This is a genomic window from Streptomyces sannanensis, assembly GCF_039536205.1.
Classification (GTDB): Bacteria; Actinomycetota; Actinomycetes; order Streptomycetales; family Streptomycetaceae; genus Streptomyces; species Streptomyces sannanensis.
Genome location: NZ_BAAAYL010000001.1, coordinates 974,763 through 998,897, shown reverse-complemented (window position 1 = coordinate 998,897; position 24,135 = coordinate 974,763). Strand labels below are relative to the sequence as shown.

At 72.8% G+C, this 24,135-nt stretch carries 22 protein-coding genes; 14 read left to right on the top strand and 8 right to left on the bottom strand.

Annotation, left to right across the window (positions count from 1 at the left end; translation table 11 throughout):
* Nucleotides 1–47 precede the first annotated feature (47 nt).
* Both ABD858_RS04530 and ABD858_RS04525 read right to left on the bottom strand, forming a co-directional pair.
* A complete protein-coding gene (locus ABD858_RS04530; protein WP_345034747.1) occupies nt 48–392 on the bottom strand; it encodes an antibiotic biosynthesis monooxygenase family protein in 345 nt (114 codons plus the stop codon).
* Between the two features lie 167 nt (nt 393–559).
* Entirely contained in the window at nt 560–1,246 is a 687-nt protein-coding gene (locus ABD858_RS04525) for an SDR family NAD(P)-dependent oxidoreductase (RefSeq protein ID WP_345034746.1), read from the bottom strand.
* A 169-nt stretch (nt 1,247–1,415) separates the two neighbouring features.
* On the opposite strand from ABD858_RS04525, the gene ABD858_RS04520 reads away from it, so the two are divergent.
* From ABD858_RS04520 to ABD858_RS04500, 5 genes are all read left to right on the top strand, one after another.
* Complete coding sequence (locus ABD858_RS04520; protein WP_345034744.1) at nt 1,416–2,441, top strand: methyltransferase; 1,026 nt, start codon at nt 1,416–1,418, stop codon at nt 2,439–2,441.
* 7 nt (nt 2,442–2,448) lie between these two features.
* On the top strand, nt 2,449–3,483 hold the full coding sequence (locus ABD858_RS04515; protein WP_345034743.1) for an LLM class flavin-dependent oxidoreductase: 1,035 nt from the start codon (nt 2,449–2,451) through the stop codon (nt 3,481–3,483).
* A gap of 8 nt (nt 3,484–3,491) precedes the next feature.
* Nucleotides 3,492–4,661 (top strand): nucleotide disphospho-sugar-binding domain-containing protein, encoded by a 1,170-nt coding sequence (locus tag ABD858_RS04510; RefSeq protein ID WP_345034742.1) that lies wholly within the window; start codon nt 3,492–3,494, stop codon nt 4,659–4,661.
* A complete protein-coding gene (locus ABD858_RS04505; protein WP_345034740.1) occupies nt 4,655–5,500 on the top strand; it encodes an LLM class flavin-dependent oxidoreductase in 846 nt (281 codons plus the stop codon). Before ABD858_RS04510 ends, ABD858_RS04505 begins: the two co-directional genes overlap by 7 nt.
* Before the next feature lie 137 nt (nt 5,501–5,637).
* Nucleotides 5,638–6,840 carry a cytochrome P450 gene (locus tag ABD858_RS04500; protein ID WP_345034738.1) on the top strand — a complete coding sequence of 401 codons (1,203 nt, stop codon included), beginning with the start codon at nt 5,638–5,640 and terminating at the stop codon, nt 6,838–6,840.
* Nucleotides 6,841–6,933: 93 nt separating this feature from the next.
* On the opposite strand, the gene asnB is transcribed toward ABD858_RS04500, so the two are convergent.
* From asnB to ABD858_RS04475, 5 genes are all read right to left on the bottom strand, one after another.
* Nucleotides 6,934–8,775 carry an asparagine synthase (glutamine-hydrolyzing) gene (gene asnB, locus ABD858_RS04495; protein ID WP_345034736.1) on the bottom strand — a complete coding sequence of 614 codons (1,842 nt, stop codon included), beginning with the start codon at nt 8,773–8,775 and terminating at the stop codon, nt 6,934–6,936.
* 39 nt (nt 8,776–8,814) lie between these two features.
* Complete coding sequence (locus ABD858_RS04490) at nt 8,815–9,318, bottom strand: hypothetical protein (protein WP_345034735.1); 504 nt, start codon at nt 9,316–9,318, stop codon at nt 8,815–8,817.
* On the bottom strand, nt 9,315–9,581 hold the full coding sequence (locus ABD858_RS04485) for a ferredoxin (protein ID WP_345034734.1): 267 nt from the start codon (nt 9,579–9,581) through the stop codon (nt 9,315–9,317). Before ABD858_RS04485 ends, ABD858_RS04490 begins: the two co-directional genes overlap by 4 nt.
* An 11-nt stretch (nt 9,582–9,592) precedes the next feature.
* Nucleotides 9,593–10,795 carry a cytochrome P450 gene (locus ABD858_RS04480; protein WP_345034731.1) on the bottom strand — a complete coding sequence of 401 codons (1,203 nt, stop codon included), beginning with the start codon at nt 10,793–10,795 and terminating at the stop codon, nt 9,593–9,595.
* A 162-nt stretch (nt 10,796–10,957) separates the two neighbouring features.
* Entirely contained in the window at nt 10,958–11,989 is a 1,032-nt protein-coding gene (locus ABD858_RS04475; RefSeq protein WP_345034729.1) for a methyltransferase, read from the bottom strand.
* A 239-nt stretch (nt 11,990–12,228) separates the two neighbouring features.
* Here ABD858_RS04475 and ABD858_RS04470 point away from each other — a divergent pair, with 239 nt between their 5' ends.
* Genes ABD858_RS04470 through ABD858_RS04460 form a run of 3 tightly spaced genes read left to right on the top strand, consistent with a single transcriptional unit; the run spans nt 12,229 to nt 15,230 of the window.
* Complete coding sequence (locus tag ABD858_RS04470) at nt 12,229–13,026, top strand: SDR family NAD(P)-dependent oxidoreductase (protein ID WP_345034727.1); 798 nt, start codon at nt 12,229–12,231, stop codon at nt 13,024–13,026.
* A complete protein-coding gene (locus ABD858_RS04465; protein WP_345034726.1) occupies nt 13,026–14,135 on the top strand; it encodes a methyltransferase in 1,110 nt (369 codons plus the stop codon). Before ABD858_RS04470 ends, ABD858_RS04465 begins: the two co-directional genes overlap by 1 nt.
* 30 nt (nt 14,136–14,165) lie before the next feature.
* Entirely contained in the window at nt 14,166–15,230 is a 1,065-nt protein-coding gene (locus ABD858_RS04460) for a methyltransferase (RefSeq protein WP_345034725.1), read from the top strand.
* Nucleotides 15,231–15,292: 62 nt separating this feature from the next.
* On the opposite strand, the gene ABD858_RS04455 is transcribed toward ABD858_RS04460, so the two are convergent.
* The gene (locus ABD858_RS04455; protein ID WP_345034722.1) at nt 15,293–15,787 is read right to left on the bottom strand and encodes a MarR family winged helix-turn-helix transcriptional regulator; all 495 of its coding nucleotides are present in this window, start codon (nt 15,785–15,787) and stop codon (nt 15,293–15,295) included.
* Nucleotides 15,788–15,920: 133 nt separating this feature from the next.
* Here ABD858_RS04455 and ABD858_RS04450 point away from each other — a divergent pair, with 133 nt between their 5' ends.
* The 6 genes from ABD858_RS04450 (at nt 15,921) to ABD858_RS04425 (ending at nt 24,133) form a co-directional block, all read left to right on the top strand.
* On the top strand, nt 15,921–17,657 hold the full coding sequence (locus ABD858_RS04450) for an MFS transporter (RefSeq protein WP_345034721.1): 1,737 nt from the start codon (nt 15,921–15,923) through the stop codon (nt 17,655–17,657).
* Between the two features lie 154 nt (nt 17,658–17,811).
* Nucleotides 17,812–19,455, top strand: coding sequence for an FAD-dependent oxidoreductase (locus ABD858_RS04445; RefSeq protein WP_345034718.1), 1,644 nt, complete (start codon nt 17,812–17,814; stop codon nt 19,453–19,455).
* A gap of 3 nt (nt 19,456–19,458) precedes the next feature.
* Nucleotides 19,459–20,085 carry a hypothetical protein gene (locus ABD858_RS04440; protein WP_345034716.1) on the top strand — a complete coding sequence of 209 codons (627 nt, stop codon included), beginning with the start codon at nt 19,459–19,461 and terminating at the stop codon, nt 20,083–20,085.
* Nucleotides 20,086–20,162: 77 nt separating this feature from the next.
* Complete coding sequence (locus ABD858_RS04435) at nt 20,163–22,283, top strand: multicopper oxidase family protein (protein ID WP_345034714.1); 2,121 nt, start codon at nt 20,163–20,165, stop codon at nt 22,281–22,283.
* 326 nt (nt 22,284–22,609) lie between these two features.
* A complete protein-coding gene (locus ABD858_RS04430) occupies nt 22,610–22,768 on the top strand; it encodes a hypothetical protein (RefSeq protein WP_345034712.1) in 159 nt (52 codons plus the stop codon).
* A 3-nt stretch (nt 22,769–22,771) separates the two neighbouring features.
* The gene (locus ABD858_RS04425; protein ID WP_345034711.1) at nt 22,772–24,133 is read left to right on the top strand and encodes a peptide MFS transporter; all 1,362 of its coding nucleotides are present in this window, start codon (nt 22,772–22,774) and stop codon (nt 24,131–24,133) included.
* The last annotated feature ends 2 nt before the right edge of the window (nt 24,134–24,135 follow it).

Below are 24,135 nucleotides of genomic sequence, written 5' to 3'. Positions count from 1 at the left end.
GAGATGCTCCTTGGGTGTGGTGGCCTGGTGGGAGTGGTGCCGGGCGGTCAGCGGACGGGAGCCTCGGCGGCGGGGTCGAGCCGGTGGACGACCTGTGTCAGGCGCATCTCGCCGCCGGTACGGAACGGCTGGAGCCGGCGGCGGTTGTCGACGTGCGCGGCGCTGAGCTCGAAGGCCCGGAAGGCGGGCTCGTCCGTCCAGTCGGTGATGACCCAGTAGACGCCGCCGTCCTCGACGTCGCGTACCAAGGACTGGCCGAGGTTGGCGGGCTCGGCGGCGATGCGGGTGCCGATCTCGAGCCAGGTGCGCTCGAACTCCCGCTCCGTGCCGGGGCGGATCTCCATCCTGAGCAGTACCCGGAAGGGCGGGCGCGCGTCTGCGCCGTGGTCCATGGCGAAACTCCTCGGTCGGTGGGGCGGCTCGGTCGGGGCACCGTTCCAACACCGCATCGAGGAAGACTCAAGGCCTGAGCCAGCCTGCCCCGGGTCCCGCTCCCGCGCTCGGTCCCATGCCCGCCCCCGGCCCCGTGCCCACCCCCACCCCCGCCCCCGGCCGCGGGTCACCAGCCGAGCACCTGCTCGCCCCGGCGGAAGGTGCCGGTAGGGCCGTCGTCCGGGAGCAGGGCCGCGTCCGCGACGTCCACGGCGGCCTCCCCGGCGGTGCGCCGGCCGTGCGGCATCATCCGGGTCCGGGTGGGGCCCGGGTTGACGGCGTTCACCAGGACACCGGTGCCCTCGGTGGCGGCCGCGAGCATCTGCGTCAGCCCGTTGAGCCCCGCCTTGGAGACCGCGTAGCCGGGGCTGCCGGTGAACAGGCCGTTGCTGAACGAGCCGGTGCCGCTGGAGACGAACACCACCCGCCCCCAGCCGCGTTCGACCATGGCAGGGACGAAGGCCTGCGCCACCCGCCAGGAGCCGAGCAGGTTCACCGTCAGCGTCCGCTCCACCACCTCCACCGGCACCGTCAGCGGGTCGCCCGCGCCGTCCTCCAGGAGCACGCCGGCGTTGCCGACCAGGACGTCCACCGGTCCGACGGCGTCCCGGGCCCGGTCGACGCTCTTCGGGCTGGTCACGTCGAGGGCGAACCCCTCGGCGTCCGGCCCCAGTTCGCGGGCGGTGGCGGCCGCGGCGGCGGCGTCCCGCGCGGTCACCACCACCCGCAGCCCCCGGCCGAGCAGTTCGGCGGCCACCGCCCGGCCCAGACCCCGGTTGGCTCCGGTGACGAGCGCCACGCGCCGATCGGTCATCACGTCTCTCCCCTCACTGGTGGCATCTGGCCCGGATGGTGCCGTCCGGTGCTCGATTTCCGCTGGTGCCCGCGGGGGTTCGAGGGCGGGCCGGGAGCGGGCTCCAGCGCGCTTCGAGGCCGGTGCTGAACCATCCACGCGTCCCGTCATCAGGAGAAAGGACTTGTCGGTGACGACTCACACTTCTGCGGATGTGTCCAGCCCCGAGGGTCTCATCCGACTCGGTACCGCCTTCTGCGACGCCAAGATCCTGCTCAGCGCACTGGAGCTGGACGTCTTCTCGACGCTCGCCGCGAAGCCGCTCACACTGGCGGAGCTGTCCGACGCCGTCGGTCTGCACCCGCGCGGCGGCCGCGACTTCGTCACGGCGCTCGTCACGCTCGGCGTACTGGAGGCGGACGGCGACCGCTACCGCAACAGCGCTGCCGCCGACCGCTTCCTGGACCGCGGTAAGCCGTCCTACTCCGGCGGCTTCCTCGAGCGTGCCAACAACATGCTCTACCCGGCCTGGACCCACCTGACCGACGCGCTGCGCACCGGCGAGCCCCAGGTGAAGGGCAAGGACGGCGACATCGTCGCGCAGATGGCCGACAGCCGGGAACACCTCGACCAGTTCCTCGCCATGATGGACTCCCTCAACAGCCAGGTCGCCCCGAAGCTGGCCGCCGCCTTCGACTGGGCGGGCCGCACGGACTTCGTGGACGTCGGCGGCGCCCGCGGCAACCTCTCCGCGCTGCTCCTCGCCGAGCACCCGCACCTGACCGCCCGGGTCTTCGACCTGCCGCACGTCGCGCCCGCCTTCGACGACCACATGAAGCGGCTCGGCACCCAGGACCGCATCTCCTTCACCGGCGGCGACTTCTTCAAGGACCCGATGCCGTCCGGCCAGGTGCTGGTCATGGGCCACGTGCTGCACAACTGGTCCGCCGAGCAGCGCCTCGGCCTGATCCGCAAGGCTTACGAGGCCGTCGAGCCGGGCGGTGCCCTGCTCGTGTACGACCGGATGGTCGACGAGCGGCCGGCCGACCTGGTCAACCTGCTGATCAGCCTGGACATGCTGCTCGTCACCCACGGCGGCTCCGAGTACTCCGTCGAGGAGTGCCGCGGCTGGATGACCGAGGCGGGCTTCGCCCGGACCGAGGCGAAGGTGCTGAGCAACACCGACTCGCTGGTCATCGGCCACAGGGAAGGGTGACCCCGCCATGCGACTGGGGATCAACCTCGTCCCCGAGGACTGCGGCCGCACGGCGCAGGAGGCCGAGCGGCTCGGCTTCGACGTCGCCGCGGCCCCGGAGGGCTTCCGCTCCGACGCGATCTCGGTGCTCGGCTGGGTGGCCGCACGGACCAGCCGGATCGGCCTGCTGTCCACGGTCATCCAGATCCCGGCGCGGACCCCGGTCGCCATGGCGCTGGCCGCGGCGACGCTGGACGGCCTGTCGGGCGGGCGGTTCCGGCTCGGCCTCGGCATCTCCAACGGCCATGTCACCGAGGGCTGGCACGGCGCCCCGTTCGCCCGGCCGCTCGCCAGGACCCGCGAGTACGTCGACGTCGTGCGCCGCACCCTGGCGCAGGAGCCGGTGACGTACGAGGGACGGCACTACGCCCTCCCGCTGCCGGGCAGCGAGGCCGGCGCCTTCCGCCTCCCGGGGCCCGTCAGGAGCGACCTGCCGGTCTACCTGGCGGCGGTCGGCACCCGCAGTCTGGAACTGGCCGGGGAGATCGCCGACGGCTGGGTGGGCGTGTTCTGCAGCCCCGAGCACGCCAAGCAGGCGCTCGACGCGGTGCGCACCGGCCGGCATCGGGCCGGCCGGGACCACGACGGCTTCGACGCCTTCGTGTCCGCTCCGGCCGCGGTCGGCGAGGACGTCCGGGCGGCCGCCGCGCCGATCCGGCCGTACGTCGCCCGGTTCATGAGCCTCGGCGACCGGGAGAGCAACTTCTACTTCCGGCTCGCCCGGCAGATGGGGTACGAGGCGGCGGCCGAGCAGGTGCAGGACCGCTTCCAGGCCGGTGACCTCCAGGGCGCGGCCGACGCGGTGCCCCTGGAGTTCATCGACTCCACCTCGCTGCTCGGCCCGCCGGCCCGGATCTCCCGCCGCCTGACCGAGTACGCGGCCGCCGGGGTCACCACCCTGGGCATCTCGCCGTACGCCGGCACCCCGGAGCAGCGGACCGCCGTCATGGAGACGGTGGCCCGGGCCCACCGCGAGGCCGGTCTGTCCGGGCGGGAGGGGTGAGCCGACCGATGCGCGTGCTGTTCGTGAGCTGGGCGTGGCCGACCCACTTCTACCCGATGGTCCCGCTGGCCTGGGCGCTGCGGGCGGCGGGCCACGAGGTGCGGGTGGCGGCGCCGCCCGGCATCGAGGCGCAGGTCACCGCTGCCGGGCTGCCCTTCGTCCAGGTCGGCCGTGACCTCGACGCGGTGGCCCGCTTCCGCGCGTACATCCCCGGCCGGGCGAGCGGGAGTCCCGGCCGGGGGCCGCGCGCGGTGTCGCTGTTCGCCGACCTCGCGGACGCCATGGCGGACGATCTGGTGGCGTTCGCGCGGGCCTGGCAGCCGGACCTGGTGGTGCACGAACCCACCGCGTACGCCGGGCCGCTCGCCGCCGCCGCGGTCGGCGCCCGAGCGGTACGGATGCCCTGGGGCGCCGACCTGATGCACCGCCAGGCGACCCTGGAGGCCGAACGACGGGAGCTGACACCCCTGCTCGCGCGTTTCGGCCTGGACGCGGTGGACACCCTCGGGGCGCTGACCGTGGACCTCTGCCCGGCCGCGATGCAGGTGCCGGAGGAGTCCCGCCCGGGCGCGCTCGACCGCCGGCCGATGCGCTACCTGCCGTACAACGGCGCGGGACGGGTGCCCGTGCCGCTGCCCCCGGCGGAACGCCGGCGGCCCCGGGTCTGCGTGACCTGGGGGACGACCGTCGGCCGGCTCGACGCGTCGCTGTTCCTCGCCGGCGAGGTGGTCGCCGCCCTCGACGCGCTGGACGTCGGGATCGTGGTGGCGGTCGCCGCACAGCAGCGGCCCCTGCTCGGCGACCTGCCCGAGCGGGCCAAGGTGATCGAGTCGGTGCCGCTGCACTGCGTCCTGCCGCACTGCGACCTGGTGGTCGCCCACGGCGGGGCCGGCACCATCCTGACCGGGCTCGCCCACGGTCTGCCGCAGCTGGTGGTGCCGCAGCTGATCGACCACACCTTCAACGCCGAGCGGTTCGCCGCGACCGGGGCCGGGATCTCCCTTCCCCGAGCCGGGGCCGATGCCGCCGGCATCCGGGAGGCGGTCCTCCGGCTCCTGGAGGAGCCCTCGTACCGCAAGGCCGCCGAGGAGGTGCGGGCCGAGAACGACCGGAGACCGGCACCGGCCCAGGTCGCACGGCAGCTCGCCGAGTTCGCCGGGGGAGGGGGGCCATGCTGATCGGAGTCGGCCTTCCCGCCGCCGTCCCCGGGGCCGCGGGGGAACGCCTCGCCGACTGGGCCCGGCGCGCCGAGGAGCACGGCTTCTCCACCCTGGGCGTGCTCGACCGGCTGGTGTACGACAACTACGACCCGCTGGTGGCGCTGACCGCGGCCGCGGCCGTGACCCGGCGGATCGGTCTCGCCACCACGGTGCTCACCGCGCCGTACCGCAACAACACCCCGCTGCTCGCCAAGCAGGTGGCGTCCCTCGACCGCGTCTCGGGCGGCCGGCTGACGCTGGGTCTCGCCGCGGGGAACCGCGACGACGACTTCACGGTGTCGGGGGTGGATCCCGCGGCCCGCGGCAAGGTCCTCGACACGATGCTGGAGGAGCTGCGGGAGATCTGGCGGGCCGAAGGCCCCGGCGCCGTCGGCCCGGCACCCCAGGGCGAGCTGCCGCTGGTCCTGGGGGGCACGTCCGGCGCCGCCTTCCGCAGGACGGCGCGGTACGGCCGGGGCTGGATCGCGGGCGGCAGCTCGCCCAGTGGGTACCGGGCCAACGCCGACCGGGTGGAGGCCGCCTGGCGGAAGCACGGCCGCAGCGGACGCCCGCACCTGATGACCCTGCTGTACTTCTCGCTCGGCACCCGGGCCGAGTGGCTGGCCCAGCGCTATCTCATGGACTACTACGCGTTCTCCGGCCGCGCCGAGTCGATCGTCACCATGGCGCTGACCGAACCGGAACGGCTGCGGGCGGCCGTGACGGCCTACCAGGACGCCGGCTGCGACGAGATCGTCTTCGTGCCCTGCGACGCCGGTACCGACCAGCTGGACAGGCTCGCGGACGCCGTGCTGTAGGGCCCTGTCACGGGACGCCGTTCCGCTCGCGGAGCGGCGTCCGTCGTGTCCGGGCGGCCCGCCGGCCCGAACCGCCCCTGACGCGCACCCCGTCGATCCCGTCCGATCGCGTTTGATCACGTTCAGAAGGAGGACCCATGACCGCCGACAGCCCCGAGCGCACCTACCCCCTGCCCGTCCCCGACCCGCTCCGGCCGGCGCCGGCCTACGCCGAGCTGCGCACCTCGGAGCCGGTGGCGCCGGTGACGCTGCCGACCGGACACCGGGCCTGGCTGGTGACGCGCTACGAGCACGTGCGCCAGGTGCTCGCCGACCCGCGGTTCAGCAAGGCGGCGCTGACCGCCCCTGACGCCCCCCGGCTGCTGCCGGTCGCCAAGGGGTCCAAGTCGCTGTTCACCATGGACCCGCCGGAGCACACCCGGCTGCGCAAGCTGGTCGCCCGCGCCTTCACCGCCCGGCACATCGAGAGCATGCGCCCGCACGTGAAGGAGATCACCGACCGGCTCCTCGACGCGATGGCGAAGCAGGGGGCGCCCGCCGACCTGATCGCGCACCTGGCCCAGCCGCTGCCGATCACCGTCATCTGCGAGCTGCTCGGGGTGCCGCTCGCCGACCAGGACCGGTTCCGGGTCTGGTCGGACGTGATGCTCTCCATATCGGCCCACACGCCGGAGGAAGTGATGGAGGCCCGGCGCGGCCTGAACGGCTACCTCGGGGAGCTGATCGCCGCCAAGGCGAAGCAGCCGGCGGACGATCTGCTCACCCATCTCATCGAGGCCCGCGAGGAGGACGGCGACCGGCTCTCCGAGGAGGAGCTGCTCGCCTTCGGCCACACCCTGCTGGTGGCCGGGTACCACGCCACCACCGGCGAGCTGGTCGGGGCGCTGATCACGCTGCTGCGCGAACCGGAGCTGTGGCGGCAGCTGCTCGCCGACCGCACGCTGGTGCCGGGCGCCGTCGAGGAACTGCTGCGCTACTCGGTGGCGGGCGGGGGAGCCGGCGCCATGCGCATCGCCACCGAGGACGTGGAGCTCGGCGGGGCACTGATCCGCAAGGGCGAGGCGGTGCTGCCGGCGATCACCTCGGCCAACCGGGACGAGGAGGTGTTCGACCGGGCGGAGGAGGTCGACCTGGCCCGCGCGGCCAACCCGCACCTGACCTTCGGCCACGGCCTGCACCACTGCCTGGGCGCGCAGCTCGGCCGGATGGAGCTGCAGCTGGCCCTGGAGGGCCTGCTCGACCGCTTCCCCGGGCTGCGCCTCGCGGTGCCGACGGAGGAGCTGCGGTGGGTTTCGGGAATGGCGTTCCGCCGTCCGGCGGTCCTTCCGGTGGCCTGGTGACGCTCGGACCACCCGCACCACCAGCGCCGCCGCGCATACGGATGCTCCCCCGTCCCGGCCGGGACGGGGGAGCATCCGTATGCGCGGCGGCGCTCAGATCGCCAGGTCGAGCCCGTACGACGAGAGCCACTCGTCGAGGTGCAGGGCCATGTCGATCTCGATCCGGGTCAGTCCGGCGGCGGCCGTCGCGTCCCGGCGTACGTCCTCGACGACCGTCGGGTTCAGCAGCGGCAGCACGGCCGCGTCCCCGCCGGCCACCAGCTTCGCGAACCGCTCCTGGACGTAGCGGTCGTAGGCGTCGTCGTTGGAGATCGGATAGCCCGTCTTGGGGCGGTTCAGCACCGCCTCGGGCAGCAGGTCCTTCGCCGCGGCCCGCAGCAGGCTCTTCCACTGGCCGTCGAAGGTCTTGAAGGCGTACGGGGTGTTGAACACGTAGTCCTGCAGCCGGTGGTCGCAGAACGGGACCCGGACCTCGAGCCCGACCGCCATGCTGAGCCGGTCCTTGCGGTCGAGCAGGGTGCGCATGAAGCGGGTCAGGAAGAAGTACGTCGACTCCCGGAACTGCCGGGCCCGGCCGCTCTCCCCGGGCAGCCGGGGCACCGCCGCGGCGGCCTGCCGGTACTGGTCGGCCTGGTGGCCGCGCACGTCGATCCGGGTGGTGACCGGGCCGAACAGGGCCGGCATGCCGAGGTTGTGCGCGAGGCTCCACGGCAGGGTGCCGGGCTGGCCGTACTCGGGGTGGTGGAACCACGGGTAGCCGCCGAACAGCTCGTCCGCCGACTCGCCGGTCAGCGCCACCGTGGACTGGCCCCGGATCGCCCGGAACAGCAGGTACAGCGAGATGTCCATGGAGCCGGGACCGGCGATCAGCACCGGCCAGTCCAGGGCCTGGACCACCGCGCGGCGGGTCGGGGCGTCGATCATCTCCGCGTTGCCGAGCAGGATGTGGCGGTGGTCGGCGCCGACGTGCTCGACGACCTGCCGGACGTACGGCGAGTCCGCCGTGGGGTGGGTCAGGTCCGGCTCGAAATTGTCGAGGTAGCCGACGAAGTCCACGTCGAACGAGCGGACCTTCCCGCTGCCGTCCCGCTCCTTGGCGATGGCCGCCAGGGCGGTGAGCGTGGAGGAGTCGAGCCCGCCGGAGAGCATGGTGCACAGCGGGACGTCGGACACGATCTGCCGCGTGACGATGTCCTCGAGGAGCTCGCGCACCGTGCGGATCGTGGTCGGCAGGTCGTCCTCGTGCTCGTGCGCCTCCAGCTGCCAGTAGCGGCGCAGTCGGTGGCCGTCGCGCGAGACCCTGAGCACATGGCCGGGGGCGAGCTCGGGCATGCCGCTGATCACCCCGGCGCCGGGGGCCTTGACCCCGGCGAAGAGCTCGCGCAGCCCGTCGGCGTCGACCGTCCGGCTCGCCCGGGGATGGGCGAGGATCGCCTTCGGCTCCGAACCGAACAGCACCCCGCCGTCGGGTAGGAGCTGGTAGTACAGCGGCTTGATGCCCACCCGGTCGCGCACCAGGAGCAGCTCCTCGGTGCGGGCGTCCCAGAGCGCGAAGGCGAACATGCCGTTGAGTCGCTCGACGAAGGACTCGCCCCACTCCAGATAGGACCGCAGCACCACCTCGGTGTCGCTGCGCGTCGTGAACCGGTGTCCCTTGAGGACGAGTTCCTCCCGCAGCTCGCGGAAGTTGTACACCTCACCCGCGTAGGTCAGGGCGGCCTGGACCCGGCCGCCCTCCTCGGCGACCATGGGCTGCCGCCCGCCCTCCAGGTCGATGATGGCGAGCCTGCGGTGGCCCAGCGCGGCGTGCGGAGCGAGCCACACGTCGCCGGCGTCGGGGCCGCGCAGGGCCATGGTCGTCGTCATCTCCCGGACGGCGGCGGCCTCCTGACGTAGATCACGTTCGAAGTCCACCCACCCGGCGATGCCACACATGCCAGCACTCTCCTTTGCTCTGTCCCGGCCGGCGGCCGGTCAGCCGTCGACGCCGAATCGGGTGCCGACCGCCGTGGACTGGACTTCCAAGAGGATGTTGCCGGTGGCGTCGAGGGCCTGCCCCGTGCCGGTCGACGTGAAGGTGCCGTCCGGGCCGAACCGGGCCGTGTGCCGGATCCGCAGTTCGCTCAGCAGGCTGCCGTCGGCGTTCGACCGCAGGCCCCGCGTCACGTACACGAAGCCGTCGTCCCGCCACTCCCAGGTGCCGATGCCGGTGTGCGTGTGCCGGTGCGTCTGCAGGATCAGCTGGCCGTCGGCGCCGAACGAGTAGTGCGCGTGCTCGACGTCGGGCACCCCCTCGATGGTGACGACGACCGACCAGCTGCCGATCGGCGACGGCCGCCGCCCCGCGCGGGCGGTGAGATCCTCGGCGCCGGGCAGCTCCTCCGCGCCGGCCCGGGCCGCGGAGCCGACGGCGAGCGCCGAGCCGAGGAGACCGGCCCGTCTGAGCAGGGAACGGCGGCTGCTGCGCGGGTTGGTCATGGTCGGACCTCTCTCGTTCCTCGTCCCGCGGCGCTCTCCGCCGGGGCGGTCACCGGCCGGCCGGTGACCAGGTCGGTCAGGGTGATCGCCTCGGCCGGGCAGGCCTCGGCGACGTCGATCAGCTCCGGGTCGGGCGCCACCGGGCCGGCCGGCGGCCGGGTGCGGTGGTCGTCGTCCACGGAGAAGTACCGTGGGGCCTGCGCGGCGCAGATCCCGCTGCGGCGGCAGGTCTTGTGCACGGTGACGCGCCACTGCTCGCCCATCGCCGCCCCCGTCACCAGGTCACCGGCAGATTGACGAGCGCGCGGGCGGTCAGACCGGTCTTCCAGGTGAGCCAGTCCGCCCGCACCGCGAGCTTCAGCGTGTCCGGCACCCGCTCGATCAGGGTGCGCAGCGCGATCTGCATCTCCAGCCGGGCGAGCTGGGCGCCCAGGCAGTGGTGGATGCCGTAGCCGAAGGACAGATGGACGTTGGGGGTGCGCTCGACGTCGAAGCGGTCCGGGTCGGCGAACACCTCCTCGTCGTGGTTGGCGGACCCCAGCGAGGCGATCACGGCCTCACCCTTGCGGATCTCCGTCTCGCCGATCGTCAGATCCTCGGTGGCGACCCGCAGTTGGGTGCCGGTGAAGACGAACGGGTTGAACCGCAGCAGCTCCTCGACGGCGCCGGGGATCAGCTCCGGCTTCTTGCGCAGCAGCTCCAGCTGGTCCGGGTGGTGCAGCAGTGTGAACAGCGCGGTGCCCAGGGAGTTGGCGGTGGACTGGTGCCCGACGGTCATCAGGATCATCGCGAAGTCGAGCAGCTCCTCCTCGGAGAGCCGCTGCCCCTCGTCCCGGGCGTGCACCAGCACGCCGAGCAGGTCGTCGGTGGGTTCCGCGCGGCGCCGCTCGATCAGCTCGCGGAGGTAGCCGGTGATCGCGCCGCGTGCCTCCCGCACCTCCTCGGCCGTGTGGCCGCCGAGGCTGAAGATGACCTCGCTCCAGGCGTGCAGCCGGTCGACGTCGTCGTACGGCACCCCCAGCAGCTCGAAGATCACCTTGATGGGCAGGCTCAGCGCGTAGCAGGACATCAGGTCGACCGGGCGCGGCGCGACCAGGACCAGGCGGATCTGCTCCTCGGCGAGCTGCTCGATCCGGGGCCGCAGCGCCTCGACGCGGCGGGCCGTGAACGCTTGCGTCACCAGGCGGCGCAGCCGCGAGTGGTCCGGGGCGTCCATGCCCAGGATGGTCTTCGGCCCGGGGGTGGTGTTGCCCATCCGCGGCGCGTCCGGCGCCTCGGCGGCGGCCCGGCTGAGCCGGGGGTCGACCAGGGCCGCGCGCACGTCCGCGTAGCGGGTCAGAAGCCAGGCCTGGTCGCCGGTGGGAAGCGTCACCCGGGCCACCGGAGCCCGTTCGCGCAGCCGGCGGAACTCCTCCGGCGGCTCGAACGTGTCCGGCGCCGGGAAGGGGAACGCCGGCGTTGCCTCGTCGATCGACATCGGTATCCCTTCGTGGTGGTGCGGGGCGCGCAGCGCCCCGGAGAGGCGCGGGCGTGGGAGGAGCGGGGGAAGGTAGGTGGGGGGAATGTGCGTGGGGGCGGGAAAGCGCGCGCGGGCAGCCCCTCCGGCGTCGAGTCGCGGAGGTGCCGCCCGTGCGCGTGGTTACTTCTTGCGGCCGACGACGAGGATGTCGTTGGTGTCGAGCAGCTCGGCGGTGGTCTCGGCGAAGCCGGCCTCCTTCATCCAGGAGCGGCAGTCGTCGACCCGGTACTCGGATCCGCCGTGCGTCACCACCAGCATGGTCAGGCTGGTGAGCAGGTTGTTCAGCGGGCTCAGCTCGTCGTCCAGCATGGGGTCGTAGACCAGCAGCGAGCCGCCCGGCTTGAGGGCGTCGAACGCCGACTTGATGAGCTGCTTGCGGCGCTCGGGGGACCAGTCCTCGAGCACGTGGCCGATGATGACGACGTCCGCCTCCGGGACCGGGTCGGCGAAGAAGTCGCCGCCGTGGAAGGCGATCTTGTCCTTGAGGCCGAGGCCGCCGATGTGGTCCTCGTACGCCGGCTCGACGGCCGGCAGGTCGAAGACGGTGGCCTTCAGGTGCGGGTGGGCGTGGATCAAGGTGGCGGCCAGGTTGCCCCGTGCGCCGCCGACGTCGGTGACGGTCTTGACCTTGCTCCAGTCGAACGCCTTGGCGAGCTCCGGGCCAACGGCCCAGTTGAGCGCGTCCATCATGGCGACGAAGTCGCGCATCTGCTCCTCGTTGCGGTACAGGTGCTTGAACATGTTGTCGTCGCCGTGGCCCTCGATCTGCGACTCACCGGTCTTCAGCGACTCGGTGAAGCCTCCCCAGGCGCCGTACAGCACGCTGTTGGAGCGGCTGAGGAACCGCCCGACGTACGTCCGCCGGCCCTTGACCAGGTGGGTGTCGGCCGCCTCGGTGTTGCCGTAACGCCCGTTGTCCCGCTTCAGCAGGCCCAGCTTGACCAGCGCGTTGAGGAACTCGCGGGCGCCGCGCTCGTGCAGGCCGAGCTTGCTCCGGATGTCCTCCTCGGTGGCCGGTCCGCCGTCGTGCAGCACGGTGAAGAGGTCGAGCTCGTTCGCGGTGAGCAGGACCTTCGCGCTGCCGAACGCCATGCCCAGCTGGATGATGCCGTTCAGGTCCAGTGAGCCCTGCTCTTCACGGGTCTTGGTCATGCGCCGGTTCCTTTCCGGTGGTGTCGTGGCCGCGCCCCGGACTGGTGAGCACGCCCGGTGAACTATCCGGACGCGACCTCAATCCGCCCTGGAATCCCGATGGACCCACGCTCGGGTGACGCGCTCGAGCGACACTCCAGCCGCGATCTCCAAGCTGGGGTGCGGTGCCCACGTGTGCGCGGCGCGGGCCGGATGTGACGGACACCGGCGGACCGCCGGAAACGGACGGGAGTCTTGCGATGGAACTCGGCCTGAAGGACAAGGTCGTACTGATCACCGGCGGCAGCGGTGGCATCGGCCGGCCGCTCGCCCGCGCCTTCGCCGGCGAGGGCGCCAAGGTCGCGCTCACCTACTTCAGCCGCGTGGAGAACGCCAAGGCGGTCGCTGCCGAGATCGAGGACGGCGGCGGGCAGGCGCTCCCCGTCCATCTCGACCTGACCGACCCCGAGTCCGTGCGGCGGGCGGTGGCCGAGGTGAGCGGGCAGTGGGGCGGCATAGACGTGCTCGTGGTCAACGCCTCGGCGTCCGGCGGCCCCAGCCCGCACGCGCCCGCCTTCGACGAGGTCCCGGCCGACGCCTGGCTGCCGCCGCTGCGGGCCGAGGTGGAGGGCGCGTTCCACACCGTGCAGGCGACGTTGCCGGCCATGAAGCCCCGCGGCGGCGGCCGGATCGTGTTCATGTCGGCGGCCATCGTGAAGCGCGGTCTGAAGGGCGCGGAGGGGTACGCCGCCAGCAAGTCCGCGCTGCACGGCCTGAGCCGCACCCTGGGCACCGAGCTCTTCGAGCACGGCATCCTGTCCAACGTCGTCGCGCCGGGCCCGGTGGTGACGGAGGGTCTGCTGGAGAAGCTGCCCGAGGAAGTGCGCGACCGGGTCTCCGGCCTTGACGCCGAGGGCGCCCGGGCCGCGCTCAACAAGGCCATGCCCTTCCTGCACTTCTCGACCGTCGAGGACGTCGTCAACGCGACGCTGTTCCTGGGTTCCTCGGCCAACGGCAACATCACCGGCAACGTCGTCTACGTCGACGGCGGGCACTGATGGCGGCGACCGACCCGAGCGCGCCGTTCAGTCCGCTGGGAGCGCTGCGGGAACTCCAGCCCTTCCAGTGGTCCGCCGGTCTGGTGGCCCGCGGGATGGCAGAGCTGCGTATCGCCGACGTGCTCGGCGCCGGACCGCGCACCACGGACCAGGTCGCGGAGGCGATCGGGGCGCACCGGCCGAGCCTGGAGCGCTTCCTGCGCGTGTGCGAGCTGCACCGGCTGATCGCGCCGGCCGGCGGTGCGGCTGACAGCGCGGCCGACGGTGTGGGAAACCGCACGGCCGACGCCGCGGCCGGTGCCACGGCCGGTGGCGGTCGTCGCTGGGAGCTGACGCCGGCGGGTGAGCTGCTGCGCTCCGACGTGCCGTCGCTGCGCGGCTTCGCCATCGCCGTGAACGCCCCCGGCATGACCCGCCCCTGGGAGCTCGTCGCCGACGTGGTCCGCACCGGCCGCCCGGCCACCCGGACCGTGTGGGGGGTGGACCACTGGGAGTACTACGCCGACCGTCCCGACGAGGCCCGCAGCTACGCCGAGACCTGCGCCTCGCTCTCGGTCGAGGCGGCCGAGGCACTGGTCGCCAGCTGTGCCCTGGCGGGGGAGCGGGAGATCGTCGACGTCGGCGGCAGCCCCGGCACGGTACTGGCCCGGCTGCTCCAGCAGGAGCCTGGCGCGCGCGGCGTGCTGCTCGACCTGCCCTGGGCGGTCGGCTTCGCGCGCAAGACCTTCGAGCAACACGGCCTGACCGACCGGGTGGAGCTGGTGACCGGGGACTTCCGGCACGAGGTGCCCGCCGGCGGCAGCCTCTACCTCCTCAAGAACGTGCTGTGCGACCTCGACGACGCCGCGGCCGCGCAGCTGCTCGCCAACTGCGCCAAGGCCGCCGGCCCGGGCAGCCGGCTGCTGCTGCTCGACTGGGAGTACACCGACCACTCCTCCCACGTCCACGCCAACGACGTCGAGTTCATGGTGCTCACCGGCGGTCGGGCGCGCACCGAGGAGGAGTACCGGCGGCTGCTCGCGGAGGCGGGCTTCGAGAGCCCGCGCCGCCTCCCGCTGGTCGGCCACGAGCGGGCCCCCATCGCACTGATCGAATCCGTCCGGGCCTGACAAGGTCCTTGTGTACGAAGGTGGTTGAGGATGTCAGGTGACGTGACCGCGGACCGCGTGGCGGCCTGCGAGGGCGCGCCGGTGATCGGCCCGCCGCCCGCCCAGGCGGTGGCCGAGCTCGGCTGGGGCATGTGGGCCAGCGCGGTGGTGCAGGCGGCGGCCCAGCTGCGGCTCGCGGACGCGGTCGGCGAGCAGCCGGCCTCGGTCGAGGAGATCGCGGCGGCCGTCGGGGCGGACGTCCCGGCGCTGACCCGGCTGATGCGGGCCCTGGTGGGCTTCCGCATCTTCCGTCAGACCGCTCCCGGCCGGTACGAGCACACCGACATGTCGCGGGCGATGCGTTCGGACGCGCCCGGCTCGGTGACGGACATCATGCTCACCGGCTCGCACTGGGGCTGGGAGATGTGGGGCAAGCTCGCGGACAGCGTCCGCACGGGCGACTGCGCCTTCCAGGTGGAGTACGGCAAGGACCTGTTCACGTACTTCCACGAGGACGACAACGCGGCCGGCGAGGCCTGCCTCAAGGGGTACGCGGCGCAGTCCCGGGCCATGAACCCGGGCGTGGTCGCGGCCCTGGACCTGGCGGGCGTGGACACCCTGTGCGACGTCGGCGGCGGGCACGGCAGCCTGCTGAAGTCGCTCCTCGAGGGCAACCCACAGGTCAAGGGCGTGCTGTTCGACCGGCCGCACGCGATCTCCGCCGCGCTGCCCGAGCTGCGCGAGGGGGGCCCGCTGGGTGCCCGGACCGAGCTGGTGACGGGCGACTGCTGCCAGAGCGTGCCCGAGGCGGACGTGTACGTGATCCGCCAGGTGCTGCACATGTGGGACGACGACGCCTGCCACACGGTGCTGACCAACTGCGTGAAGGCGGGCCGCCCCGGCGGGCGGGTGGTGCTCCTCGAGCAGCTGGTCGCCGACCCGCCGGAGACTCCCTGGGACGCCCTGATGGACCTGCACATGCTGCTGGTCATGGGCGGCTGGGAGCGTACGGCGGAGGAGTACGGCGCGATGTTCGAGCGGGCCGGGCTCGAGTTCGCGGGGGTCGTCCCGAGCGGCACCCCGCTGCGTCTCGTCGTCGGCCGAATACCCGGGTGACGCGGCGGCGGCTGGTGCGTACGCTCGTGACGCACCAGCCCGCAACCGCCCGTCCCGGGGCCTTACTTGGCGGCCGCCCGCCGGGTCGCGCTCTTGCCGGCCCGGAGCTTCACCGCCTCCTCGTGGGTGATCGGGCCGGCGGCCCGCACGAACTCGAGCACGGTCTCCAGCTCGCCCTCGGTAAAGCGCTCGCACAGCTCGGCGAGCGAACTGCCGAGCGACTCGAACAGCGGAAAGACCTTCGCCTCCAGGTTGGGCATCGGCGTGACGAGCACGCGCCGACGGTCCTTCGGATCCCGGTCACGACGGACATGACCGGCCGCCTCCAGGCGGTCGATGACGCCGGTGATGGCTCCGGTGGTCACCCCGTTCTCCTCGGCCAGCTGCCCGGCCGCCATCGGGCCGCGGGCCACCAGCGCACCGAGACAGTTCAGGTCGAGGACGCTCAGGCCGAGCCGGTCGGCGACGGCCTGGTGGAAGAGCACCGACCGGCTCACCAGGGTCCGCAGCTCCTGATCCACGGCCGCGGCCAGTTCTGCACGTTCCGCACTTGACATACGTCCCGCCCTTCCATTTATCTAGCTTCATCGTTATCTTAGTTGCTGAGATAACGAGCCGGGAAGACTCCCGTCTAGTAAGCATCCGAGTTCCTGATTGTCTTGCGCAGTCTAGATCAAAGAGAGGTGCGCCATGTCGAACACGTCCGCGACGGCACCGGCCGTCGAGGGAGACCCGAAGCGGAAGGTCGCGCTGATCGTGGTGCTCTTCGCCGCGTTCATGGACCTCCTCGACTCCACGATCGTCAACGTCGCCCTCCCGTCCATCCAGGCCGACCTCGGCACCGGCTACGCGATGGTCCAGTGGGTGGTCGCCGGCTACCTGCTGTCCTTCGCCGTCCTGCTGATCCCCGGCGGCCGGCTCGGCGACATGTACGGCCGCAAGAAGCTCTTCCTCACAGGCGTGGCCGGCTTCGCCGTCGCCTCCGCGCTGTGCGGCTTCGCCGGCAGTCCGGGGATGCTCGTGGGCGCCCGGGTGCTGCAGGGCGCAATGGCGGCGCTCATGGTGCCCCAGGTGCTGTCCATCATCACCGCGGCCTTCCCGCCCAAGGAGCGCGGCGCGGCCCTCGGCGCCTTCGGCGGCGTGGCCGGCCTGGCCACGGTCGGCGGCCCGATCATCGGCGCGCTGCTCATCGACGCCGACCTGTTCGACCAGGGCTGGCGCATGGTCTTCCTGATCAACCTCCCGGTCGGCGTCCTGCTCTTCCTCGCCGCCTCCTCGGTGATCCGCGAGTCCAAGTCGTCCGAGGCGATCAAGGTGGACGTGACCGGCACCCTGCTGCTCACCGCTGGCCTCCTGCTGCTGCTCCTCCCGCTCGTCCAGGGCCGTGAGCTGGACTGGCCCGTCTGGACCTTCGTCGCCATGGCGGCCTCCGTGCCGGTGCTCGCCCTCTTCTGGACGTACCAGCGACGCCTGGCCGGCCAGGGCCGCCCGGGCCTCATCGTGCCGAGCATGTTCCGCAACCGCTCCTTCACCGCCGGCATCGTCGCCAACACGGTGTTCTTCGCGGTGACCATCGGCCACTTCCTGATCTTCATCCTCTTCCTGCAGAACGGCCTCGGCTTCTCCGCGCTGCGGGCCGGTCTGACCGGAGTGCCCTGGTCCTTCGGCGTCAGCTTCGGCGCGGCGTTCTCCGCCACCGTGCTCACCGCCAAGCTGGGCCGCAAGGTCATGGTCATCGGCGCGGTGCTGCTCGCCGCCGGCCTGGCCGGGATCTCGCTCACCATCCAGCTGCGCGGCGACGAGATCGGCTCCTGGTCGTTGCTGCCTGCGCTCCTGGTCGGCGGGCTCGGCATGGGCATGATCATCGCCCCGATCCTGGACTTCATCCTGACCGACGTCCCGCCGGAGCACGCCGGCGCCGGATCCGGTGTGGTCAACGCCTTCCAGCAGGTCGGCGGCGCCCTCGGCATCGCGGTCATCGGCGCGATCTTCCTCGGCTTCCTCGGCGGATCGGCCGACACGGCCGCCAAGGACGCGGGCGGGCAGCTGCGCACGGCGCTCGTCCAGGTCCACGTCTCCAAGGACCAGCAGCGCCGGCTCACCGACGCCTTCGAGACCTGCTTCACCGAGCGCACCAAGTCCAAGGACCCGACGGTCGAGCCGGCCAGCTGCGCGCCGCTGACCAAGGTGAGCGACCCGCAGGCCGGTGCCGCCATCGGCGCCGCCGCCCAGGACGCCCGCCGGGAGGTGTTCTCCACCGCGCTGCAGCGCACCATCCTCGCCCAGCTCGGCCTGACCGCCCTGGTCCTCCTGCTGGTCCTGCTGCTGCCCAAGCAGGCCAACCACCACGCGGAGTCCTGGGACGACACCGCCGAGCCCGGCGGCGAGCCGGCCGGCCCCGGCGTGGCCGAGCCCAGTACGGCCTGAGCCCACGACCGCACGGCGCGAGCCCATGACCGTACGGCCGGCCGACGACCGTAAGGCCGGCCCACGACCGTAGGTCTCGGCCCGACCGTACGACTCGCACGACCGGACCACCGGACGTCCCGCACGGCGGGACGTCCCCGAACGGAGAGGCACCATGACACCCCCTCCCACCGAGCAGACACCCGTCCTCATCGTCGGCGGCGCCGTGGTCGGACTGTCGACCGCACTGTTCCTGGCCCGCCGGGGCATCCGCCCCCTTCTCGTCGAGCGCCACCCCGGCGCCCTGGGCCACCCCCGCGCCCGGGTCGTCAACCCCCGAACGGTCGAGATCTTCCGGGCGGCCGACCTGGAGGAGGAGATCTTCGCCGACCGTTCCCTCACCTCCGAGCTCAGCGAGAAGCTGATGGTCCGCGCCGAGACCCTGGCCGGGCCGGAGATCTTCTCCGCCCCCATGCAGGACGAGGCGCCGGAGCTCACCTCCGAGGTCACCCCCTGCACCTGGTGCTCCATAGACCAGGACCGGCTCGAGCGCCTCGTCGCCCGGCGCGCCGCCGAGCTCGGCGCGGACCTGCGCTGGTCCACCGAGCTCGCCGGCTTCGAGCAGAACGAGGACGGCGTCGTCGCGACCCTCCGCGACACCGCCACCGGCGCGGAGACCACCGTCCACGCCCAGTACCTGATCGGCGCCGACGGCGTCCGCAGCACCGTCCGGGAGACCCTCGGCATCCCCGTCGAGGGCCCGGGCACGCTCATCCACACCGTCAGCGTGGTCTTCAAGGCCGACCTGACCGCACCGCTGCGCGGCCGTGACCTCGGCCTCGGCTACTTCGACCAGCCCGACACCGGCACCCTGCTGATGCCGCTGGACGGCTCCCGCTGGGTCTTCTACACGCCGTACCACCCCGAGCGCGGCGAGCGGCTCGAGGACTTCGACGAGGCCCGCTGCATCGACGCGATCCGGGCCGCTGTCGGCGTGCCCGACCTCGACGTCGAGGGCCTGGAGGTGCAGGTCGAGAAGACCGGACAGAAGATCCTCGGCTTCGAGATCTCCGCCGGCCTCGCCGAGCGCTACCGCGAGGGCCGGGCGTTCCTCGTCGGCGACGCCGCTCACACCATGCCGCCCACCGGGGCCTTCGGCGCCGCGACCGGCATCCAGGACGCGGACAACCTCGCCTGGAAGCTTGCCGCGGTCCTCGACCGCACGGCCGGCCCGGCGCTGCTCGACACGTACGAGGCCGAGCGCCGCCCGGTCGCCCGCTTCACCATCGACTACGCGCTCGCCGAGCTCCAGGAGCGCTCGCACGACGGGCAGGACGACGACCGGGTCAGCTACGCGGCCGCCATCCTCGGCCAGCGCTACCCGAGCGGCGCCCTGCTCCCCGAGGACGGGACGGACCTGCCGCCCGCCCTCGACCCGCGCACGCTCGGCCGGCCCGGCACTCGGGCCCCGCACGTCACCGTGCGCTGCCGCGGCAAGGAGCTGTCCGTCTTCGACCTGTTCGGCGAGGCGCCCGTGCTGCTCACCGGCCCGCGCGGCACGGACTGGGAGCACGCCGCGGGACCCGCCGCCCAGCGGCTCGGCGTCGACCTCGACGTGTACCGGATCGGCGGGGAGTACGTCTCCGAGCCGGACGGTGAATGGGCCGCCCGCTACGGGGTGGGCCCCGAAGGGGCGGTGCTCGTGCGCCCCGACGGCTTCGTCGCCTGGCGGTCCGCCGACGCGGTCGACCGGCCGCAGGAGCAGCTCGAAGAAATCCTGGCGCGCGTCCTCGACCGCGCCGAGAACGGAAGGAACTGACCGATGACCACCACCCAGGAGAAGACGTTCAGCGGCCCGCTCGGCCCGGTCACCAGCGGACTCCTGAAGTTCGTCGGCGGCGCGTCCGAGCTGACGCTGGCCGCCGAGCCGAAGGACAGCGACCACCTGTACCAGGGCCGGTTCTCCGGTCTCGTCCCGGAGATCGACACCACCGGCGGCGTGGTCACCGTCCGCTACCCGCGGCGGCTGCACCCCTTCTCGGTCCGCCGGCACAGCGGCAGCCTCACCATCCACCCGACCGTGGCCTGGGCGATCGAGGTCGACGGCGGCACCGGACGGCTGACCGCGGACCTGTCCGGGATCGTGCTGAGCCGGCTCGACCTCGGCACCGGCGCCAGCCACGTCTCCGTCTCCCTGCCCCGGCCGCGCGGCACGGTCCGCATCCGGGTCGCCGGCGGCGTCAGCAACGTCAGCCTGCGCCGTCCCCAGGACGTCGCGGCGCGGATCGCCGTCAGCGGCGGCGCCTCCCAGCTCACCTTCGACACCCAGCACCTGGGCGCCGCCGGCGGCGGCACCACCTTCGCCAGCCCCACCTACGACACCACCGAGGACCGCTACGACATCGAGGTGCTCGGCGGAGCCAGTGCCCTGACCATCGACCGGGCCTGACCACCACACACCCGTCAAGAGACAGGCCCGAGGGCCCGTGAGCGCCCCCGGGCCTGTCTCACCGATCGGAGCAGGGAATGTATCTCGCTATCTCCATCTTCGACTTCATCCTCCAACTCGTGCTGTTCCCGGTCTGGCTGCTGGCCGCGCTCACCGTCCGGCGGCTGGCCACCCGCCCGGACACGAGGCGGCTGCGCCGCGGAGCCCGGATCGCCTCCGTGTTCACGCTGCTCGGCTTACTGCTAGCGGCCGGCCGGCTGCTGACCTTCTCCCTCATGGCCCAGCTCGACTGGGCACTGGTCGGCGACCGGCGCGTCATCACCACGCTGCTGCTGCTCCTGCCCGGAGTGCTCGCCACGCTGGTGCTCAGCCTCCCGCGGGTGCTCGGAGCGGCCCGGCGCAGCGGCCCCGACGAGGCCGTGGCGATGGCGGCGCCGCGGATCACCGTCCCGCCGCAGCTGGCCGCCTTCGGCGCCGGCGGCGGCTTCTTCGAGAAGTTCCTCCCGCCGGACCGGTCGCCCGGGCTCAACTACCCGGTGTACGGCCTGATCCTGGTGGCCGGCGCGCTGTGGCTCGCCGTCCGGGCACGCCGCCGGGCCGACCGGCTGAGCGGCCGCGTACCGGTACAGCGGCGGCGTGGCCGGACGCTGGCGGTACGGCTCGGCACGGCCGTCGTGGTCCTCGCCGTGATCGGCACCGCGCTCACCCTCGAGTCCCAGCGCAGCAGGTTCCCGGACACCTTCTCCATGATGAAGGGCACCATGGACTACGGCGGCGGCTCCACGTTCGCCGCCGGGCACGAGGGCCACCACGGCACCTCCGCCGACCCCGTCAGCCTGCACGGTCAGGGCACCGGCCACGGCACCGGCCAGGCGGCGGGAGCGGGCGCCGTCAGCGTGGACGACCTCAAGGGCCCCACGACGGGCACCCCGGACCGCCGCTACACCCTCACCGCGCAGGAGGCGAAGATCGAGCTCGCCTCCGGCCGGACCGTCGACGCCTGGACGTTCAACGGACAGATCCCGGGCCCCGAACTGCGCATGAAGCAGGGCGAGCTCGTCGAGATCACGCTGGTCAACAAGCTCAAGGACACCCCGGTCAGCACGCACTGGCACGGTCTGGACGTCCCCAACGGCGAGGACGGCGTGGCCGGCGTCACCCAGGACGCCGTCCAGCCCGGAGGCACGTACACCTACCGGTTCCGGGTGAAGGAGCGCGGCACCTTCTGGTACCACTCCCACCAGGCGTCCTCCGAGGAGGTGCAGCGCGGTCTGTTCGGCCCGATGGTGATCGACCCCGCGCAGCCGCTCCGGCCGGTCGACCAGGACGTCACCGTCCAGGCCCACACCTGGGACACCTCCCGGGGCCCCGTGACCGCCCTCGGCACCTCGGACGTCCTGGACCACCGCACGGCGAGCCCCGGGCAGAAGGTCCGGCTCCGCCTGGTCAACAGCGACATCGTGACCCGGGTCTTCACGCTCACCGGCGTCCCGTACAAGGTCACCGCGATCGACGGCATGGACATCAACGAGCCGGGCGAACTGACCGGACGCCGGCTCGTGACGGCCGGCGCCGGACGCCTCGACGTCGAGTTCACCATGCCGAGCACGCCCGTCCGGCTGGCCTTTGAGGACGCGCCGGACGCGGGCATCGCCTTCTCCGCGGACGGCAAGGGCAGCCTCGCGCCGAACTTCGGCGGTGAGGAGTTCGACAAGACCTCGTACGGCCGGCCCGCTTCCCAGCCGTTCGGCGCGGGCAGCACGTACGACCGGAAGTTCGACCTGGTCCTCGACGACTGGCTGGGTTTCTACGACGGCGGCTTCGCGCTCCGGCAGACCATCAACGGCCGGGTCTTCCCCGACGCCCCGATGCTCATGGTCAAGGAGGGCGAGCTGATCCGGGTCCGGTTCCTCAACCGCGGCCAGGAGGACCACCCGATGCACCTGCACGGCCATCACGTCCTGGTGCTCAGCCACAACGGCAAGCCCCTGACCGGCAGCCCGATCTGGCAGGACACCGTCCTCGTCCGCCCGGGCGAGGAGTGGGAGGTCGCGTTCAAGGCCGACAACCCGGGCATCTGGATGGACCACTGCCACAACTTCGGCCACGCCCAGCTCGGGATGGTGATGCACGTCGCGTACGAGAACGTCACCACCCCCTACCAGGTCGGCGGAAAGGCTGGCAACCGACCGGACTAGGCGACGCACCGGACGGGCGAGCCGCGCGCGAGCGAGCTCCGAGCGGCACCGCGTTTCCTTCAGGGGCGAGGGAAACGGCTCCCGGGGTGCGGACCCCGGGGCAGGGCCGGCTCCCGGAGTCCAGGGCGCGGCCTGACTCCGGGCCGCCGAACGCCCCCTGCGTGCCTGCCCGTCCCCTCGATCCGCGGCGCCCGGTACATCCCCCGGCCGGGCGCCGCGCTCATGCCCCGAGACACCCCTGGGGCCCCGAGCGGTCCTCGAGCCGTCCCCGAAGCCCTGCGGTCAGATTCACCGGGCGACCGTCCGACGTCCGCAGGGAGGAAACCATGGCCGCCCCGATCCGAACGCCCGCCGCCGGCCGGCGGTTCCGGCAGACCGGCACCGACTCGCAGACGGACCCCGATCTGCGCACCGGGCTGCCGGGCCGGCCGCGCGGGTTCACCACGCTCTTCCTCACCGACGTCTGGGAGCGGTTCAGTTTCTAAGGGATGACCGCGCTCCTCGTGCTGTACGCGACGGAGGACACGGCACAGGGCGGCCTCGGCATGTCCGCCGGCGACGCCGCGGTCCTCTTCGGCGCCTACATGGCCACCGTCTTCCTGTCCTCCCTGCCCGGCGGCTGGATCGGCGACCGCATCCTCGGCGCGCGGCGCGCCGTGCTGTACGGCGGCGTCCTGATCGCCCTCGGCCATGTGTCGATGGCCGTACCGGTCACCGGCTCCGTCTACCCCGGCCTGCTGCTGATCGCCGGCGGCACCGGACTGCTGAAGCCCAACATGGCCGGCCTGCTCAGCGCCTTCTACGACCGCAAGGACCGCGCCGGGCGCGACGCCGGCTTCGCCATCTTCTACATGAGCGTCCAGGTCAGCGCCCTGATCGCACCGATCGTCGTGGGCGCTCTCGGCGAGGGCGTGAACTGGCACCTCGGCTTCGGCGCCGCCGCCGTCGGCATGGGCCTCGGACTGCTGCAGTACGTGCGCGGTGCCCGGCACTTCGGGGCCGTCGGCCGGGAGCCGGAACGCGCCGCCACGTCCGCCGAGCGCGGCCGGGTGCTGCGCGTCGCGCTCGGCGCCGCGGCCCTGGTCGTCCTCGGCTTCGGCACCGACGCCGCCCTCGGCACCTTCCGGCTGCCCCATGTCATGGCGCTGATCGGCCCGTTGTGTGTGGCCGCGCCGGCGATCTGCTTCTGGCGCCTGCTGCGCAACCCGGCGCTGAACGTCCTGGACCGCGTCCGGGTCCGCACGTACGTGTGGCTCTTCCTCGTCTCGGCCGTCTTCTGGGCGCTGTTCCTGCAGGCCGGCTCCTCCTTCGCGCTGTTCGCCAAGCACGCCACCGACCGTGAGGTGTTCGGCCGGACCGTGCCCGCCAGCTGGTTCCAGTCGGCGATCCCGCTGTTCGTCCTGGTGTTCGCGCCGCTGCTCGCCTGGCTGTGGACCCGCGCGGGCGACCGGCTGCCGACCGCCGCCAAGTACGCCGTCGGCATGGGGGCCGTCGCCGCCTCCTACGTGGTGATGGCGTCCGCCGCGACACTGGCCGACGGTGGCGCACGGGTGTCGCCGCTGTGGCTGCTCCTCGCCTTCCTGCTGCTCGCGGCAGGGGAGGTCTCCTTCGGACCGGTCGGCATGAGCGCCTCCACGGCGATCGCCCCGGCCACCTTCGTCAACCAGATGGTCGGCCTGTTCTGGCTCTCCGGCGCCCTCGGCGGCGGCATCGGCGGCAACGCCCTGAAGGTCTCCGGCGACCGGGTCCCGGGCCCCGGCTTCTTCCTGGGCATGGCCGCCGCGGCGCTGCTGACCGGCGCGGCCCTGCTGTTCTGGCGCCGTGCCCTGACCAGGCGGCTCGGGGTCTGACC

Coding starts and splice junctions, on each gene's coding strand:
- ABD858_RS04465 (WP_345034726.1), top strand. CDS start 13,026: ATGGCGGCGACCGACCCGAGCGCGCCGTTCAGTCCGCTGGGAGCGCTG.
- ABD858_RS04510 (WP_345034742.1), top strand. CDS start 3,492: ATGCGCGTGCTGTTCGTGAGCTGGGCGTGGCCGACCCACTTCTACCCG.
- asnB (WP_345034736.1), bottom strand. CDS start 8,775: ATGTGTGGCATCGCCGGGTGGGTGGACTTCGAACGTGATCTACGTCAG.
- ABD858_RS04445 (WP_345034718.1), top strand. CDS start 17,812: ATGACACCCCCTCCCACCGAGCAGACACCCGTCCTCATCGTCGGCGGC.
- ABD858_RS04460 (WP_345034725.1), top strand. CDS start 14,166: ATGTCAGGTGACGTGACCGCGGACCGCGTGGCGGCCTGCGAGGGCGCG.
- ABD858_RS04515 (WP_345034743.1), top strand. CDS start 2,449: ATGCGACTGGGGATCAACCTCGTCCCCGAGGACTGCGGCCGCACGGCG.
- ABD858_RS04440 (WP_345034716.1), top strand. CDS start 19,459: ATGACCACCACCCAGGAGAAGACGTTCAGCGGCCCGCTCGGCCCGGTC.
- ABD858_RS04500 (WP_345034738.1), top strand. CDS start 5,638: ATGACCGCCGACAGCCCCGAGCGCACCTACCCCCTGCCCGTCCCCGAC.
- ABD858_RS04530 (WP_345034747.1), bottom strand. CDS start 392: ATGGACCACGGCGCAGACGCGCGCCCGCCCTTCCGGGTACTGCTCAGG.
- ABD858_RS04475 (WP_345034729.1), bottom strand. CDS start 11,989: ATGACCAAGACCCGTGAAGAGCAGGGCTCACTGGACCTGAACGGCATC.
- ABD858_RS04525 (WP_345034746.1), bottom strand. CDS start 1,246: ATGACCGATCGGCGCGTGGCGCTCGTCACCGGAGCCAACCGGGGTCTG.
- ABD858_RS04450 (WP_345034721.1), top strand. CDS start 15,921: ATGTCGAACACGTCCGCGACGGCACCGGCCGTCGAGGGAGACCCGAAG.
- ABD858_RS04470 (WP_345034727.1), top strand. CDS start 12,229: ATGGAACTCGGCCTGAAGGACAAGGTCGTACTGATCACCGGCGGCAGC.
- ABD858_RS04505 (WP_345034740.1), top strand. CDS start 4,655: ATGCTGATCGGAGTCGGCCTTCCCGCCGCCGTCCCCGGGGCCGCGGGG.
- ABD858_RS04455 (WP_345034722.1), bottom strand. CDS start 15,787: ATGTCAAGTGCGGAACGTGCAGAACTGGCCGCGGCCGTGGATCAGGAG.
- ABD858_RS04485 (WP_345034734.1), bottom strand. CDS start 9,581: ATGGGCGAGCAGTGGCGCGTCACCGTGCACAAGACCTGCCGCCGCAGC.
- ABD858_RS04425 (WP_345034711.1), top strand. CDS start 22,772: ATGACCGCGCTCCTCGTGCTGTACGCGACGGAGGACACGGCACAGGGC.
- ABD858_RS04480 (WP_345034731.1), bottom strand. CDS start 10,795: ATGTCGATCGACGAGGCAACGCCGGCGTTCCCCTTCCCGGCGCCGGAC.
- ABD858_RS04490 (WP_345034735.1), bottom strand. CDS start 9,318: ATGACCAACCCGCGCAGCAGCCGCCGTTCCCTGCTCAGACGGGCCGGT.
- ABD858_RS04435 (WP_345034714.1), top strand. CDS start 20,163: ATGTATCTCGCTATCTCCATCTTCGACTTCATCCTCCAACTCGTGCTG.
- ABD858_RS04430 (WP_345034712.1), top strand. CDS start 22,610: ATGGCCGCCCCGATCCGAACGCCCGCCGCCGGCCGGCGGTTCCGGCAG.